The 15,729-nt window shown below is 71.5% G+C and carries 13 protein-coding genes; 2 read left to right on the top strand and 11 right to left on the bottom strand.

Annotation, left to right across the window (positions count from 1 at the left end):
- Window positions 1-31: 31 nt before the first annotated feature.
- The 8 genes from tpiA to uvrC form a co-directional block, all read right to left on the bottom strand.
- The gene (tpiA, locus tag AB0E14_RS21360) at window positions 32-787 is read right to left on the bottom strand and encodes a triose-phosphate isomerase (RefSeq protein WP_362420205.1); all 756 of its coding nucleotides are present in this window, start codon (window positions 785-787) and stop codon (window positions 32-34) included.
- 30 nt (window positions 788-817) lie between these two features.
- Entirely contained in the window at window positions 818-2,029 is a 1,212-nt protein-coding gene (locus AB0E14_RS21365) for a phosphoglycerate kinase (RefSeq protein WP_362420134.1), read from the bottom strand.
- A 111-nt stretch (window positions 2,030-2,140) separates the two neighbouring features.
- Window positions 2,141-3,151, bottom strand: a complete 1,011-nt coding sequence (gene gap / locus AB0E14_RS21370; RefSeq protein ID WP_362420137.1) for a type I glyceraldehyde-3-phosphate dehydrogenase — start codon at window positions 3,149-3,151, stop codon at window positions 2,141-2,143.
- Between the two features lie 227 nt (window positions 3,152-3,378).
- A complete protein-coding gene (locus AB0E14_RS21375) occupies window positions 3,379-6,333 on the bottom strand; it encodes a M14 family zinc carboxypeptidase (RefSeq protein WP_362420141.1) in 2,955 nt (984 codons plus the stop codon).
- A 171-nt stretch (window positions 6,334-6,504) separates the two neighbouring features.
- Window positions 6,505-7,494 carry a DNA-binding protein WhiA gene (gene whiA / locus AB0E14_RS21380; RefSeq protein WP_352186290.1) on the bottom strand — a complete coding sequence of 330 codons (990 nt, stop codon included), beginning with the start codon at window positions 7,492-7,494 and terminating at the stop codon, window positions 6,505-6,507.
- A complete protein-coding gene (gene yvcK / locus AB0E14_RS21385) occupies window positions 7,485-8,507 on the bottom strand; it encodes a uridine diphosphate-N-acetylglucosamine-binding protein YvcK (protein ID WP_362420143.1) in 1,023 nt (340 codons plus the stop codon). Before yvcK ends, whiA begins: the two co-directional genes overlap by 10 nt.
- Complete coding sequence (gene rapZ / locus AB0E14_RS21390) at window positions 8,504-9,487, bottom strand: RNase adapter RapZ (protein WP_362420146.1); 984 nt, start codon at window positions 9,485-9,487, stop codon at window positions 8,504-8,506. Before rapZ ends, yvcK begins: the two co-directional genes overlap by 4 nt.
- Window positions 9,484-11,577, bottom strand: a complete 2,094-nt coding sequence (gene uvrC / locus AB0E14_RS21395; RefSeq protein WP_362420149.1) for an excinuclease ABC subunit UvrC — start codon at window positions 11,575-11,577, stop codon at window positions 9,484-9,486. The genes rapZ and uvrC overlap by 4 nt, the downstream gene beginning before the upstream one ends.
- Here uvrC and AB0E14_RS21400 point away from each other — a divergent pair.
- Window positions 11,576-12,451: an SDR family NAD(P)-dependent oxidoreductase gene (locus AB0E14_RS21400; protein WP_362420152.1), complete on the top strand. Its 876-nt coding sequence runs from the start codon at window positions 11,576-11,578 to the stop codon at window positions 12,449-12,451. The genes uvrC and AB0E14_RS21400 overlap by 2 nt on opposite strands.
- Before the next feature lie 91 nt (window positions 12,452-12,542).
- On the opposite strand, the gene AB0E14_RS21405 is transcribed toward AB0E14_RS21400, so the two are convergent.
- Both AB0E14_RS21405 and AB0E14_RS21410 read right to left on the bottom strand, forming a co-directional pair.
- Window positions 12,543-13,319 (bottom strand): hypothetical protein, encoded by a 777-nt coding sequence (locus AB0E14_RS21405; protein ID WP_362420155.1) that lies wholly within the window; start codon window positions 13,317-13,319, stop codon window positions 12,543-12,545.
- 5 nt (window positions 13,320-13,324) lie between these two features.
- On the bottom strand, window positions 13,325-13,912 hold the full coding sequence (locus tag AB0E14_RS21410; RefSeq protein WP_362420158.1) for a papain-like cysteine protease family protein: 588 nt from the start codon (window positions 13,910-13,912) through the stop codon (window positions 13,325-13,327).
- Between the two features lie 237 nt (window positions 13,913-14,149).
- Here AB0E14_RS21410 and AB0E14_RS21415 point away from each other — a divergent pair, with 237 nt between their 5' ends.
- Window positions 14,150-15,079, top strand: coding sequence for a hypothetical protein (locus AB0E14_RS21415; protein ID WP_362420161.1), 930 nt, complete (start codon window positions 14,150-14,152; stop codon window positions 15,077-15,079).
- Between the two features lie 110 nt (window positions 15,080-15,189).
- Here AB0E14_RS21415 and AB0E14_RS21420 read toward each other — a convergent pair whose 3' ends face one another.
- A complete protein-coding gene (locus AB0E14_RS21420) occupies window positions 15,190-15,615 on the bottom strand; it encodes a Rieske (2Fe-2S) protein (protein ID WP_362420164.1) in 426 nt (141 codons plus the stop codon).
- Between the last annotated feature and the right edge of the window lie 114 nt (window positions 15,616-15,729).

The following is a 15,729-nucleotide window of genomic DNA, read 5'->3' on the forward strand; positions in this document are numbered from 1 at the left end:
GATCGTCGCTACCGCCTACTCACCGATCAGGTCACTGGTCGCGGAAGCGGACGATCTTGACGAACTCCTCGGAGTCCAGCGCCGCGCCGCCCACCAGGGCGCCGTCGACATCGGGCTGCGCCATGATCGCGGCCACGTTGCCGGCCTTGACCGAGCCGCCGTACTGGATGCGGACCTTGTCGGCCAGCTCCTGCGAGTACAGCTCCGCGAGACGGCCGCGGATCGCTCCGCAGACCTCCTGCGCGTCCTCGGGGGTGGCGACCTCGCCGGTGCCGATGGCCCACACCGGCTCGTACGCGATCACGATCGACTCGGCCTGCTCGGCCGGCAGGTCCTTCAGACCGCCGTCGAGCTGGGCGAGGGTGTACGCGACCTGGTTGCCCGCCTTGCGGACGTCCAGGCCCTCGCCGACGCAGAGGATCGGGGTGATCCCGTGCTTGTACGCGGCCTTCACCTTGGCGTTGCAGACCTCGTCCGTCTCGGCGTGGTACTGCCGGCGCTCGGAGTGGCCCACGGCGACGTAGGCGCACTTCAGCTTGGACAGCATGACGCCCGAGATCTCACCGGTGTACGCACCGGAGTCGTGCGCCGAGATGTCCTGGGCGCCGTACTTGATCTTGAGCTTGTCGCCGTCGACCAGGGTCTGGACGGACCGCAGGTCCGTGAAGGGCGGCAGGACCGCGACCTCGACGGCGTCGTAGTCCTTGTCGGTCAGCGCGAAGGCGAGCTTCTGGACGTGGGCGATGGCCTCGAGGTGGTTGAGGTTCATCTTCCAGTTGCCCGCCATCAGCGGGGTGCGGGTGCTGCTCACAGGTGTTCAGTCCTCCAGTGCGGCGAGGCCGGGGAGCGTCTTGCCCTCGAGGTATTCGAGGGAGGCGCCGCCGCCGGTCGAGATGTGGCCGAAGGCATTCTCGTCGAAGCCCAGCGTGCGCACGGCGGCGGCCGAGTCGCCACCGCCGACGACGGTGAACGCGCTGCTGTCGACGAGGGCCTGCGCGACCGCGCGGGTGCCTTCGGCGTAGTCGGGGTGCTCGAAGACGCCCACCGGACCGTTCCAGAAGACGGTCTCGGCGTCGGCGATCTTCGAGGCGTACAGCTCACGGGTCTTCGGGCCGATGTCGAGGCCCTCCTTGTCGGAGGGGATCGCGTCGGCGCCGACGGTCTCGAAGTCGGCCGGGGCCTTGGTCTTCAGGTCCGGGAAGTCCGTGGAGACGAGCACGTCGACGGGGAGGACGAGCTCGACGCCGTTCTTCTCGGCGCGCTCCATGTACTCGGTCACCGTCGGGATCTGGTCCTCCTGGAGGAGGGAGATGCCGACCTCGTGGCCCTTGGCCTTGAGGAAGGTGTAGGCCATGCCGCCGCCGATGAGGAGGCGGTCGGCCTTGCCGAGCAGCTCGTCGATGACGGCCAGCTTGTCCGAGACCTTGGCGCCGCCGAGCACGACCACGTAGGGGCGCTTGACGTCGGCGGTCAGCTTCTTCAGGACGCCGACCTCGGTGGCGATGAGGTAGCCGGCGGCGTGCGGCAGCAGCGCCGGGAGGTCGAAGACCGAGGCGTGCTTGCGGTGCACGGCGCCGAAGCCGTCACCGACGTAGAGGTCGGCCAGCTCGGCGAGCTGCCGGGCGAACGCCTCACGCTCGGCGTCGTCCTTGGCCGTCTCGCCCGCGTTGAAGCGCAGGTTCTCGATCACGGCCACCTGGCCGTCGGCGAGGCCCGCGACGGTCGCCTTGGCGGACTCGCCGACCGTGTCGGTCGCGAAGGCCACGTCGGCGCCGAGGAGTTCACCGAGGCGCGCGGCGGCCGGGGCGAGGGAGAACGCCGGGTCCGGGGCACCCTTGGGACGGCCCAGGTGGGAGGCGACCACGACGCGGGCGCCGGCCTCGGCGAGCGCCTTGACCGTGGGGAGGACGGCGCGGATCCGGCCGTCGTCGGTGATGGTCGTGCCGGCCAGCGGCACGTTGAGGTCGGCGCGGACGAATACCCGCTTGCCGGCGACGCCTTCGGCGAGAAGCTCGTCGATCGTCTTCATCTTCTACTGGACTCCTTGGAACGCGGTGAAGCACACGGCACAGGGCTCGGACAGCGCATCCTTGCGCTGTCCGAGCCCTGTGCTCACATCGAGGTGCCTACGTCTGGAATATCAGAGCTGGTTTCCGACGAAGACGGTGAGGTCGACGAGACGGTTGGAGTAGCCCCACTCGTTGTCGTACCAGCCGAGGATCTTGACCGACTTGCCCTCCTGGACCATGGTCAGGGAGGAGTCGAAGGTGCAGGACGCCGGGTCGCTGACGATGTCCGAGGACACGATCGGGTCCTCGGTGTAGTACAGGATGCCCTTGAGGTCGCCGTCCTCGGAGGCCTTCTTGAACGCGGCGTTGACCTCGTCCTTAGTGACCTCGCGCTGCAGCTCCACGACCAGGTCGGTGGCCGAGCCGGTCGGGACCGGGACGCGCATGGCGATGCCGTCCAGCTTGCCCTTGAGCTGCGGCAGGACCAGGGCGGTGGCCTTGGCGGCACCGGTCGTGGTCGGGATGATGTTCTCCGCGGCGGCGCGGGCGCGGCGCAGGTCGGAGTGCGGGAAGTCCAGGATGCGCTGGTCGTTGGTGTAGGCGTGGACCGTCGTCATCAGACCCTTGACGATGCCGAAGTTCTCGTCGAGGACCTTGGCCATCGGCGCCACACAGTTGGTGGTGCAGGAGGCGTTGGAGATGACGTGGTGCGTCGCCGGGTCGTACTTCTCCTGGTTGACGCCCATGACGATGGTGATGTCCTCGTCCTTGGCCGGGGCCGAGATGAGGACCTTCTTCGCGCCACCGGCGATGTGCTTCTCGGCGTCGGCCTTCTTGGTGAAGATGCCGGTCGACTCGATGACGATGTCGACGCCCAGCTCACCCCAGGGGATGTCGGCCGGGTTGCGCTCGGAGAGCACCTTGATGGTGTGCCCGTCGACGGTGATGGTGTCCGCCGTGTGGGTGACCTCGGCCTTGAGGCGTCCCAGGATCGTGTCGTACTTGAGCAGATGCGCGGTGGTCGCGGTGTCACCCAGGTCGTTGACAGCCACGATCTCGATGTCGGCACCCTGCTCGAGCAGCGCGCGGAAGTAGTTGCGACCGATGCGGCCAAAGCCGTTGATGCCTACGCGGATCGTCACGAACCGATCTCCTCGTGAGAGTACGCCGGGTTTCGACGCCGGCGAGATTCTTTTTTAGGGATGTCCCCGACCGCTTACGACCCTACCTCTCCCATCGGCTCAGAGTGACATCGCGTGCGGTCGGAAACCCCCGGGATCGCACTGTGGCCCGTTATTACCGACGGGTTCGGGCCACAGTGCGGTTTTCGTCCCGATCACTGACTGTGATCAAAGGTGCGGGCCGCCGCTCAGCCGTGCACCGCGCCGAGCGCCTTGCGGATCAACCTGCTGCGGTCGGTCGCACTCGGCACGTGTTCGAGCCCGAAACCGAGCAGCGCGGTGTCACGGGTGGTGACGGCGGCCTGGGAGTGGAAGAGCCCCGCGGAGCGGTTCCAGTCGCTCGCGTTCCCGGGGCTGCCGGCCGGCGGACCCGGTACGGACCACGCGCCGAGCGCGGTCTCGAAGCCCTCGCTCTGACCCGGGGTGCCGCCGACGACGAGCGCGGTGTCGTCGACGAAGGCGCCCATCTCCCCGGTGCCCGGGTCGGAGATGTACGAGATCGACAGCTCGACCTGCTTGCCCGCGTAGGCGCTCAGGTCGATCGAGGCCTGCCGCCAGCCGTTGGAGGGGCCGGTGAAGGCGTTCCAGGAGCCGGTGGTGCCGGTGGTGGTGCAGCCGTCCTCGCCGACGGTCAGGTAGCGGGCGAGGAAGGGGTGGCCCTGGACGTAGTAGCCCTCGCCGCAGTCGGCCGGGGCGGCGGTGGAGGTGCCGCCGTTGGCGTCGGGCAGCGTGGTCCAGTCGTCCTGGCCGACGGTGTGCGCCTCGACGACGAGGTTGTCGTAGCCGGGTTCGGTGTCGTAGCTGACCTGGAAGCGCAGGCTCGGGCTGTCGGCCGCCGTGACGGCGGTGAGGTCGACGGTGCGGCTGAGCCGGGCCCAGGTGTCGTCGGTGTGCCGGACGGCGGCGAAGTGGACGCCCTCGTACGGCTCGAAGGGGGTGCGGACGCCCGGGTAGTCGCCGGCGGCCCGGCTGCTGCCGAACTGCGGGAACTGGCGCGGCGCCAGGGTGTCGGAGGTGACGGTGAACGCGCCCGCGTTGTCCAGCGGGTTGCCCGCCGCGCCGCCGAGTCCCGCGGTGAGACCGCCGAAGCCGCCGAGACCGGCGAAGGACGTCGGGCCGTTCAGCCCGGCCCGGTGGTAGGCGCCGAGGTAGTACTGGGCGAAGTCGTTGGAGGTGGCCCGCCCGATGTCGACGAGTCCGCCGGACTTCTCACCGGCGTTGACCAGCTTGCCGCCCTCGTTGAGGTACTCGCGCACGGCCAGCGTGACGGGGCCGGAGGGGGCCTCGGCGCCGGTGTACCAGACGACCGTACGGAAGTGACTCAGGACGCCCAGCGGGTCGGGGACGCCCTGGGTGGCGACGTCCCATACGGCGGCCCCGCGGCCGTTGTCGGCGAGCGCCTTCACATAGGCGGCGGTGTGCTGGGCGGCGGCCGTGCCGCCCTCCTCGGCGAGGACGAGGACGTCCCCGCGCGGCCGCTCCGCCACGGTGTACGTGAACGGGGTGGAGGCGGTCGTCCGGCCCTCGGCGGTGCGGGCGGTGAACCAGACCTGGACGGTGTCGCCCGGTTCGGCGTCCTCGACCTCGGCGCGGTACTGGTCGAAGTAGAGGTTGTCCTCGCCGCCGTAGGTCTCACCGCCCTGCCAGGCCTCGAGGCGTTCGCTGTGCGTACGGCCGCCGTTGATCCGGTACTTCAGTTCCTTGCCGCGCAGCGACTTGCGCGCGGTCACGGAGACCTCCTGGTCGCCGCCACGGGCGTAGGAGGTGGTGAAGGCCGCCGGGGTGAAGTCGGGGGCCTCCAGGCCGGTGACCGAGACGGGCCGGTCCGGGTGGGCGGAGGTCTCGGCGACGGCGAGCGCGAACGGCACGTTCTTGGCGAACTCGGCCTGGATCAGCTTCTCGTCGTCCGGGAAGGTGAAGACGGAGGCGCAGTCTGCGGGCTCCCAGGCGTCGTTCGGGTCGATGCGGGAGACGGTGGCGCAGGTCGACATCTCCGGGGTGAACATCTGCATGCCGTTGGCGTTGGCTGCGTGTCCGTCGGCCTCGCCGTTGGTGGTGTACAGCTCGGAGGAGACCTGCGGCCGGTAGCCGGGGACCGCGGACTTCTGCGGGGTGCCGGCGAGCGACTTGAGCGCCACGTCGTCGGGGGTGTCGGTGGCGACCTGCCAGCCGACGCCGTAGAGCAGCAGCTGGGCGGCGGAGTGGTAGTTGATGCCGTACTGGAAGCCGATGCGCTTCTGGAAGGCGTCGAGCGCCTTGGTCTCGGGCTCGGACATCGGGCCGGTGCCGCGGAAGGTCTCGTCGGCCGGGTCGGGGGACGAACCCTCGTTGTCGTAGCCCCACTTGTAGGCGAAGTTACGGTTGAGGTCGACGCCGTCGCCGGGGCCGATGCGGCCGTCCCCGTCGTTGTCGCGGAGGTTCTTGCGCCACTGGCGGTTCGCCGGGTCGGCGTGGGTGAAGTCGTAGCCGTCCGGGTTGGCGGAGAGCAGGAACCACACCTCGGTGGAGTCGACGATCTTCGTGATCCTGGCGTCGGTGCCGTAGCCGTCGAGGTAGTGGTGCATCAGCCGCCGGGTCATCTCGGGGGTGATCCACTCACGGGCGTGCTGGTTGGACATGTAGAGGGTGGCGGGCTTCGAGCCGTCCTTGGCCTTCTTGGCGCCCTTGGTGACCTTCAGTGCCAGGATGTCCTGGCCGTTCACGGACTTACCGATGGAGACGAGCTTGGTGATGTCCGGGTGGGCCCGGGCGGTGGCGAGGATCTCCTCCTTGAGCCCGCCCTTCCCGCCGTACGGGCGGAACACGCCGTCCCCCGCGGCGGCGACCCGCTTCTCCGCCTGGGCGGAGAGGGTGTGCTCGGCGACCTCGACGCCCTTGCCGCGCAGCTGCCCGGCCTGCTTCTCGGTGAGGTGGAGCTCGACGGTGGCGGAGCCCTGCTCCGGCACCTGCTCGGTCAGCTCGTGGCTGTCGGTGCCCGCTTCCAGGAGGAGCGGCACCTGTTCCTTGGTGACCTTCGCCCGCCATACGGAGAGTGCGTCGCCGCCGCCCCCGTCCTGAGGTTCCGCTCCGGCGACGGGTGCCGCCACGAGCCCCGCGATCAGCAGTGAACCCGCCGCGAGGACCGCTCTCGCTCTGCGCCTCATAAGCCCCCCTTGCTGTTGTCTGCCACGAAAGAGAACAGACGCCAGGCTGATCACCGTTCATGATCATGTCAAGGGTGCCGTGCGGGCCGAACGGGTACTGCCGGTGCCTCAGAAAGGCACCGGCAGTGGAGAGTTGAAGAGCCGAGAGGCTACGGCGGAGCTGAGGCGGGGTCAGCCCACGAGGCTGTCGTCCAGCTCCTCCGTCAGGCTCGACTCCGTCCCGGGGATGCCGAGGTCCTGCGCGCGCTTGTCGGCCATCGCGAGGAGACGGCGGATCCGGCCCGCGACCGCGTCCTTGGTCAGCGGCGGCTCGGCGAGCGCGCCCAGCTCCTCCAGGGAGGCCTGCTTGTGCTCCATGCGCAGCCGGCCCGCGGCCGCGAGGTGCTCGGGCACCTCCTCGCCGAGGATCTCCAGGGCGCGCTGCACCCGGGCGCCCGCGGCGACCGCCGCGCGCGCCGAGCGGCGCAGGTTGGCGTCGTCGAAGTTGGCCAGCCGGTTCGCCGTGGCCCGGACCTCGCGGCGCATCCGCCGCTCCTCCCAGGCCAGCACCGACTCGTGCGCCCCGAGCCGGGTCAGCAGCGCGCCGATCGCGTCGCCGTCGCGGACGACCACCCGGTCCACGCCCCGCACCTCACGGGCCTTGGCCGCGATGCTCAGCCGGCGCGCCGCGCCCACCAGGGCGAGGGCCGCCTCCGGACCGGGGCAGGTCACCTCCAGGGAGGAGGACCGCCCGGGCTCGGTCAGCGAGCCGTGCGCCAGGAACGCGCCGCGCCAGGCCGCCTCGGCGTCGCAGGTCGCCCCGGAGACGACCTGCGGGGGCAGGCCGCGGATCGGGCGGCCCCGGCCGTCGACGAGGCCGGTCTGCCGCGCCAGCTGGTCGCCGCCCGCCACCACCCGTACGACGAAGCGGGAGCCGCGCCGCAGACCGCCGGGGGCCATCACGATCAGCTCCGAGCTGTGCCCGAAGATCTCCAGGATGTCCCGCTTGAGGCGCCGGGCCGCCATCGCGGTGTCCAGCTCCGCCTCGATCACGATCCGCCCGCTCACCAGGTGCAGACCGCCCGCGAACCGCAGGATCGACGAGACCTCTGCCTTCCTGCAGCAGGTCCGGGTGACGGGAAGCCGGGAGATCTCGTCCTTCACCGCTGCCGTCATCGCCATGGGCCGATCCTTCCATGCATCCGAAAAATACGGTCGTACGCGGCGGCCAACAGCTCCGGATCATGCTTCGGGAGACCGTCGGCACGGGCCACCGGCGCCAGCTCGACCGCGGCGCCGAGCCGCTTGGCGGCATCGGCGAGGGACTCGCGGTCGGGCACGGCGGCCTCGTCGGCCAGCACCACGTCCAGGGCGAGTTTAGGGGCGTGTCGTCCCAAAACCTCCAAATGACGCTGCGGAGAGAACCCCTCGGTTTCTCCAGGCTGCGGTGCGAGGTTCAGCGAGAGGACCTTGCGGGCCTTGGTCTCGGTCAGCGCGTCGAGCAGCTCGGGCACGAGCAGGTGCGGGATCACCGAGGAGAACCAGGAGCCGGGGCCCAGCACCACCCAGTCCGCGTCCCGGACGGCCGCGACGGCCTCCGGCACGGCCGGCGGGTCGTGCGGGACGAGGTGCACCGACTGCACGTCCCCGGGCGTGAGCGCCACGGTGGCCTGACCGCGGACCGTGTCCACGTCGTCCGGGCGCGCCGGGTCGTGGCCCCTGACCAGGGCCTGGAGCTCCAGCGGCACGGCGGACATGGGCAGCACCCGGCCCTGCGCCCCGAGGAGCTTGCCGACCAGGTCGAGGGCGAGCACATGGTCGCCGAGCTGCTCCCAGAGCGCGACGATCAGCAGATTGCCGACGGCGTGCTCGTGCAGATCGCCCTTGGACTGGAAGCGGTGCTGGATGACCCGGGCCCAGGTCTGCCCCCAGTCGTCGTCCCCGCACAGCGCGGCGAGCGCCTTGCGCAGGTCACCCGGGGGCAGCACGCCCAGCTCCTCCCGGAGCCGGCCGCTGGAGCCGCCGTCGTCGGCGACGGTGACCACGGCGGTCAGGTCGCCGGTGATCCGGCGCAGCGCGGCGAGGGAGGCCGAGAGGCCCATGCCGCCGCCCAGCGCGACGACCTTGGGCTGGGCGGCGCGCCTGCGGAGCGCACGGACCGGGAGGGTGGACGTACGCCGGCGGTACGGCTTCACTCGCGCCCCATGTCCCGGTGGACGACGACGGTCTCGACCCCTTCCGCGGCGAGACGGGCGGCGAGCTTCTCGGACGTGGCGACGGAGCGGTGCTTGCCGCCCGTGCAGCCGACGGCGATGGTCACGTACCGCTTGCCCTCGCGGCGGTAGCCCGCGGCGATCAGCTGGAGCAGCTCGGTGTAGCGGTCGAGGAACTCCTTGGCGCCCGGCTGGTTGAAGACATAGGCCGAGACCTCCTCGTTGAGCCCGGTGAAGGGGCGCAGCTCGGGGACCCAGTGCGGGTTGGGCAGGAAGCGCATGTCGACGACGAGGTCGGCGTCGACGGGCAGCCCGTACTTGAACCCGAAGGACATGACGGTGGCCCGCAGCTCCGGCTCCTCCTCGCCGGCGAACTGGGCGTCCATCTTGGCGCGCAGCTCGTGGACGTTGAGGCTGGAGGTGTCGATCACCAGGTCGGCGTCGCCGCGCAGCTCGCGCAGCAGGTCTCGCTCGGCGGCGATGCCGTCGGTGATGCGGCCGTCGCCCTGGAGCGGGTGCGGCCTGCGGACCGACTCGAACCGCCTGACCAGGGCCTCGTCGGAAGACTCCAGGAAGACGATCCGCCGGGTCACCTGCTGGGCGTCGAGGGCGGCGAGGGACTCCCGCAGGGCGTCGAAGAACTGCCGGCCGCGGACGTCGACGACGACGGCGATCCGGGCCACATTGCCCTGGGAACGGGCGCCGAGCTCCACCATGGTGGGGATCAGCGCGGGCGGCAGGTTGTCGACGACGAACCAGCCGAGGTCCTCGAGGCACTTCGCCGCGGTGGACCGGCCGGCGCCGGACATGCCGGAGATGATGACCAGCTCGGGGATGGCCGCCGCGTCGGCGGTCTCGCCGGCCTCCTTCGTGCCCGTACTCACGTGTCCTGCTCCGTCTTCTCTGTGCTCTGCGAGCTCTGCTTGCTGATCGTGCGCTGCGTGCTGATCGTGCTCGGTCATGCGGTGGTGCCCCCGTCGTCTTCCATGATCTCTCCTGTGGCCGTGTTCACGGCGGGTGCGGCCGGGGCCGCCTGGGCGAGAGCCACGGCCACGGCTTCGGCCGTCTTCCTGCCCATGCCGGGCACCTCGCAGATCTGCTCGATTGTCGCCTGCCGGAGCCGCTTCACCGAGCCGAAATGCTTGATCAACGCCTGTTTGCGGGTATCGCCGAGGCCCGGCACCGCGTCCAGGGGGCTGCTCCTGACCCGCTTGTTCCGCTTCGAGCGCTGGTAGCGGATGGCGAAGTCGTGAGCCGTGTCACGTACCCGCTGGAGGAGGTAGAGGCCCTCGCTGGAGCGCGGCAGCACGACAGGGTCGTCGTCGCCGGGCAGCCAGACCTCCTCCAGGCGCTTGGCGAGGCCGCAGACGGCGATGTCGTCGATGCCCAGCTCGTCCAGGGCGCGCCGGGCCGCGGCCACCTGCGGCTGCCCGCCGTCCACGACGACGAGCTGCGGCGGGTACGCGAACCGCTTGGGGCGGCCGTCGTCGACGGGCACCTCGCCGGAGGCTCCGGAGCCGTTCACGGGACGGTCCGGGGCGTCCACGGGCCCGTCCGAGGCGTCCAGGGGACGGTCCGGGGTCTCGGCCGCGTCCACGGCGTCGCCGTCGGAGTCGACGGGGACGCCGTCGGGGCCCCACTCCCCCGTCTTCTCCTTCTCGGCGAGGTAGCGCTTGAAGCGGCGGCTGATCACCTCGTGCATCGAGCGGACGTCGTCCTGGCCCTCGAAGCCCTTGATCTGGAAGCGGCGGTACTCGCTCTTGCGCGGCAGGCCGTCCTCGAAGACGACCATGGACGCCACGACGTCCTGCCCCTGGAGGTGCGAGATGTCGAAGCACTCGATCCGCAGCGGCGCCGAGTCCAGGTCCAGGGCCTCGGCGATCTCCTCCAGGGCCCGGGAGCGGGTGGTCAGATCGCTGGCGCGCTTCGTCTTGTGCAGCACCAGCGCCTGCTGGGCGTTGCGCGCGACCGTCTCCATCAGGTCCTTCTTGTCCCCGCGCTGCGGGACGCGCAGGGAGACCTGGGAGCCCCGGCGGCCGCTCAGCCACTGGGCGACGGCCTCGGCGTCCTCGGGCACGGCCGGGACGAGGACCTCCTTGGGGACCGCGTCGCCGCTCTCCTCGCCGTAGAGCTGCTGCAGCGCGTGCTCGACCAGGCCGGCCGTGGAGACGGCCTCGACCTTGTCCGTGACCCAGCCGCGCTGGCCGCGCACCCGACCGCCCCTGACGTGGAAGATCTGGACGGCGGCCTCCAGCTCGTCCTCGGCGAGCGCGATCAGGTCGGCGTCGGTGGCGTCGGCCAGGACGACGGCGTTCTTCTCCATCGCGCGCCGCAGCGCCCCTATGTCGTCGCGGAGCCTGGCCGCCTTCTCGTACTCCATCTCCTCGGCCGCGGCCATCATCTGCTGCTCCAGGCGGCGGATGTACGTGCCGGTGCGGCCGGCCATGAAGTCGCAGAACTCATCGGCCAGTTCACGGTGCTCTTCGGGGGTGACCCGGCCGACGCAGGGGGCCGAGCACTTGCCGATGTAGCCGAGGAGGCAGGGCCGGCCGGCCGAGGCCGCGTTGCGGAAGACGCCCGCGGAACACGTGCGGACGGGGAAGACGCGGAGCATCAGGTCGACGGTCTCGCGGATGGCCCACGCGTGGGCGTACGGGCCGAAGTAGCGCACGCCCTTCTTCTTGTGGCCGCGCATGACCTGGACGCGGGGGAACTCCTCGTTCAGGGTCACCGCGAGGTAGGGGTAGCTCTTGTCGTCCCGGTACTTGACGTTGAACCGGGGGTCGAACTCCTTGATCCAGGAGTACTCCAGCTGGAGCGCCTCGACCTCGGTCGAGACCACGGTCCACTCGACGGAGGCGGCCGTCGTGACCATCGTGGCCGTGCGCGGGTGCAGGCTCGCGAGCGGCTGGAAGTAGTTCGCCAGCCGCTGACGCAGGGACTTCGCCTTCCCGACGTAGATCACCCGGCGGTGCTCGTCGCGGAATTTGTAGACCCCCGGCGAGTCGGGGATCTGCCCCGGCTTGGGGCGGTAGCTGGAGGGGTCGGCCATGCTCCCCACCCTACTGGCGGCCGCCGACACTCCGGCCGCGCGCGCTCGTTGGCCGGTCATGACGACACGACCGCCGGGACAGGCGACGGAGCAGGCGAAGGACCGGGCCGCGGCGCGGGTGACGGGGACGGCGGGACGGCTCGCGGGCCGCGTCTGTGTGATCACGGGGGCGGCCAGCGGGATCGGGCGGGCGACGGCGCTGCTCTTCGCCCGTGAGGGCGCGCACGTGGTCGCCGCCGATCTGGACGAGGAGCGGCTCGCGACGCTGGACGCGGCCGCGGTGCGGGTGGTCGGCGACGTCTCCCGGGAGGAGGACGCCCGGCGGATGATCACGGCCGCGGTGGAACGGTTCGGCCGCCTCGACGTGCTGGTGGCGAACGCCGGTCTGATCCCGCTCTCGGACGTCCTGGAGGCGACCGGGGAACAGTGGGACCGGGTCATGGCCGTGGACGGCAAGGGCACGTTCCTGACCTGCAAGTACGCGATCGAGGTGATGGCCGGGCAGGAGGGCGGCGGCGCGATCGTCTGTACGTCGTCGATCTCCGGCGTGGCCGGACAGGCCCGCCAGGCGGTCTACGGCCCCGCCAAGTTCGTGGCCTCGGGGCTGACCATGCACCTGGCGGTGGAGTGGGCGGACCGCGGGATCCGGGTCAACGCGGTGGCTCCCGGCACGATCGAGACGGAACGGGTCGCGGCGGCGTGGCAGGAGCCGGGCGGCCCGGAGTACCTGACGGAGATCCGGGACCTCCACCCGATGCGGCGCTTCGGCACTCCGGAGGAGGTGGCGGCGGCCGTCCTCTTCCTCTCCTCGGACGAGGCGTCCTTCATCACGGGCGTGGTGCTGCCGGTGGACGGCGGGTACCTGGCGCGCTGAGCGGGGGCTCGCGTCCCTGGCCCGGATTCGGCGCTCGATGGCTGGCGGGCACCCGGAGGTGGGGACTCCGGGCGCCCGCCTGCCGCATGGGTCAGGCCGTCGGCCTGCGGCGGCGCCACGCGCGCGTGGCGATGAGGGCGAGGGCCACGGCCGCCCCGGCGCCCGCCGTCCCGGACGCGACCGTGACGAGGGGCTCGTCGTGGCCGCCGGCCGGGGTGTCGTAGCCGCCGGCCGTGCCCTTGCGGGCGTAGGCGGAGCCCGGCAGCTTGTCCCCGTAGGCGCGGGCGACCCGGTCCCGGTAGGCGCTCAGGCTCGTGCCGTTCTTCCCGACCGCCCGCACCGCGTCCTCGTCCAGGGGCAGCACCTTCGCGCCCTTCTGGACGTACCACGCGTCGATCTGCGGCTCGCGGAAGACGATCCCGCCCGGCAGCGCCTCGGCGCCCTGGGCCGCGTAGCGGGTCTCGTCGTCGCCGGTGGCGATGTTCACCACCTGCCAGCCCCCGTCCGCCTGCCGCGCGGTCCACAGGGAGGCCGTCTGTCCGTCCGAGGCGACCGCCTTGCTGGCGTGGAACTCGACCCGGGCGACCGGCGCGCCCGCCTTCCCGGCCACGAAGTCCGGGGAGAGCACCCGCACCGGGACGGACGCGCCCTCGACCCGGGGCTGCGCCGCCGAGCGGGCGACGGCTCCGTCACGGGCGAAGAACCGGGACAGCGTCTCCAGGGTCTCGGGGGCGGACGCCGCCTTCTCCGGGGTCGCCGCGGGCGGCGGCGCGTCGGCGGCGGCCGGCACGGCGCCGAGGGCGAGGAGGGCGGCGGCCGCCAGGAGGCCGGCGCCGACGGCGCGTACGTGCGTGTTCCGTGCGTTCATGGCCGTCACGCCCCTATCCGGTAGAGCGAGTGCGTCCAGGAGAAGGAGCTGTTGTCCACGTACCAGGCGTGCGAGGCCCAGTTGTAGCGGTCGCTGGAGGGCCAGGGGTCGCCCCAGTAGACCCAGCTGTCCGTGTCGTCGTAGCCGTAGATCACGTGCATGTGCCCGCCGCCGCTCGACCACTGGATCCGCGTCTCGATCGGTCGGTCCGCGTTGATCTCGGTCTGCACGGTCGAGTAGCGCAGCCAGCCGGTCACGTACGAGCCGGGGTTGACGCCCGCCCAGCGCAGGCCGGTCTGCACGTTGCCGAGCGTGGCCTGATTGTTGGGGCAGTCGTAGCCCTGCTGGCGGTTGAAGGCGGCGTTGCAGAACTGGTTCTGGCTGTAGTTCCGGCCGAACCAGGTGGCGATGGTGTTGCCGGCGGCGGCCCAGCACCAGTTGGTCTTCTGCTGCGCCTGCATGGTGATGTTCAGCCGCTTGTACCCGAGGGCTGAGACGTCTTCGGTGGTCGGCGCGGCGGTCGCCGACGACATGGGGAGCAGGAAGAGGGCGGCAGCGGCGAGTGCCGCCAGGGACAGCTTTCTACTGCGCATCGCGTTCCTCCCGAGGCGGGGGGGTGGGGGTGTGGGGATTCGGAGGAGCGCGTCCGGACGCTGCTGAGGAGCATCGAACGTTGTCCGGATCCGGTCAACACGCTTCAATGCGGGGTGACGGCGGGCTGTGAACGGTGTGACCCGGGTGTGAACACGCGCCCGCGCGCCAGCTGCGGGCCCGTCCCCGGCGGCGCGAGGGCCCGCCGGCGCGGTCGTGAACGTTCACTGAGGAGTCCCGTGGGACACACCGAGGCCGATCTGGTGCAGTTGCTGCACACCGGACCGTTCCATCTGGCGCTGCGCACGGCCCTCGCGGTGCGCGGTCTGCCGCTGCAGCGGGTGCAGCACCATCTGGCCCACCGGGGCGTCAAGGTCGGGGTGACCAGCCTCAGTTACTGGCAGCAGGGCGCCCGCCGCCCGCAGCGGCCGGAGTCGATGAAGGCGGTCCGCGCCCTGGAGGAGGTCCTGCAGCTGCCGGACAACTCGCTGATCCGGCTGCTCACCGAGGACACGGCGGCGCGCGGTGACGTGGAGCGTCCCGCGGCCCGTTCGTACCGCTCCTTGGTGGAGGCCTCGGGCGCGGTGGAGGCGCTGCTCGCCGAGCTGGAGTCGCCGGTGGACGGCGGGCTGCACACGGTCGGGCACCACGAGCGGGTCAGGATCGGGGCCGGGCGGGAGCTGGTGGGGCGGGAGTCGCAGCACGTGGTGCGGGCGCACCGGGACGGCGTCGACCGCTATCTGGCCATCCACCACGGCGACCCGGGCTGCGATCCCGCGCGGGTGGAGGTCCGGGCGACGGAGAACTGCCGTACGGGGCGGGTGCGCTGGCACGCGGAGACCGGGGTGGTCGTCGCGGAGCTGCTCTTCGACGCGCGGCTGCGGGCCGGGGACACGTACCTCTTCGGCTACGGCTTCGAGGACGGGACCGGCGGGCCGAGCGGCGAGTACGTGCGCGGCTTCAGCTTCGCGGGCGGGCAGTACGTGCTGCAGGTGCGGTTCGACGAGGCGGCGCTGCCGGTACGGTGCCGCCGCTTCGCCCAGGCCTCGGCGGGGGCGCCGCGCGGTGGCCGCTCGGACCTGACGCTGAGCGGCCGGCACCGCACGGTGCACCTGATGGAGCAGGGGGTCAGGCCGGGGATCCTGGGGATCGACTGGGACTGGGCGTAACGCCGGCGGCCTGCTCGGTGCTACGCATCTGGTGCTCGGTGTCACGCCTCCCGCCTGCCGGGTGCTGCGCCCTCGGTCTACTCGGTGCTACGCACTCGGTCTGCTCGGTGCTACGCCTCCGGGCCCGCGACGAGCTTTCCGCCCTCGACGCGGACGGGGACCTCGGGCAGCGGGACGGTCGCCGGGCCCTGGAGGGCCTTGCCGGTGGTGACGTCGAAGCGGCTGCCGTGGCAGGGACAGTTGCCCTCGTTGTTCTCGATCTTGTCGAGGACGCAGCCGGCGTGGGTGCACTGGGCGCTGAAGGCCTTGTACTGGCCCTCGGCGGGGCAGCTCACCAGGACCCGCTGCTCGCGGTAGAGCCTGGCCCCGCCGACGGGCACGTCCTCGGGGGCGCCGAGGGTCACCGGCGCGGTCGGGGTCGGGACCTGGGCGTGCCCGAGCTTGGAGTCCGTGGAGCAGGCGGCGACACCGAGCCCGGCGGCACCGGCGAGCGCGGCACCCTTCAGAACGGTGCGGCGGGCGGACTGGCCGGGCATGAGCGCTCCACGGTGGATCGGGGCAAGGGGTGACCGAACCGACGATACCGGCGCCTTCCCGGAGGCCTGCGCGGGGGCTGTCGTGGCCGGTGGGGCATGGGTTACGTTCACGGC

The sequence above is a fragment of the Streptomyces sp. NPDC047981 genome (genome assembly GCF_040653315.1).
Classification (GTDB): domain Bacteria; phylum Actinomycetota; class Actinomycetes; order Streptomycetales; family Streptomycetaceae; genus Streptomyces.

Coding starts and splice junctions, on each gene's coding strand:
- rapZ (WP_362420146.1), bottom strand. CDS start 9,487: ATGACCGAGCACGATCAGCACGCAGCGCACGATCAGCAAGCAGAGCTC.
- AB0E14_RS21405 (WP_362420155.1), bottom strand. CDS start 13,319: ATGAACGCACGGAACACGCACGTACGCGCCGTCGGCGCCGGCCTCCTG.
- AB0E14_RS21365 (WP_362420134.1), bottom strand. CDS start 2,029: ATGAAGACGATCGACGAGCTTCTCGCCGAAGGCGTCGCCGGCAAGCGG.
- uvrC (WP_362420149.1), bottom strand. CDS start 11,577: ATGGCCGACCCCTCCAGCTACCGCCCCAAGCCGGGGCAGATCCCCGAC.
- whiA (WP_352186290.1), bottom strand. CDS start 7,494: ATGGCGATGACGGCAGCGGTGAAGGACGAGATCTCCCGGCTTCCCGTC.
- AB0E14_RS21420 (WP_362420164.1), bottom strand. CDS start 15,615: ATGCCCGGCCAGTCCGCCCGCCGCACCGTTCTGAAGGGTGCCGCGCTC.
- AB0E14_RS21410 (WP_362420158.1), bottom strand. CDS start 13,912: ATGCGCAGTAGAAAGCTGTCCCTGGCGGCACTCGCCGCTGCCGCCCTC.
- AB0E14_RS21375 (WP_362420141.1), bottom strand. CDS start 6,333: ATGAGGCGCAGAGCGAGAGCGGTCCTCGCGGCGGGTTCACTGCTGATC.
- tpiA (WP_362420205.1), bottom strand. CDS start 787: ATGGCGGGCAACTGGAAGATGAACCTCAACCACCTCGAGGCCATCGCC.
- AB0E14_RS21400 (WP_362420152.1), top strand. CDS start 11,576: ATGCTCCCCACCCTACTGGCGGCCGCCGACACTCCGGCCGCGCGCGCT.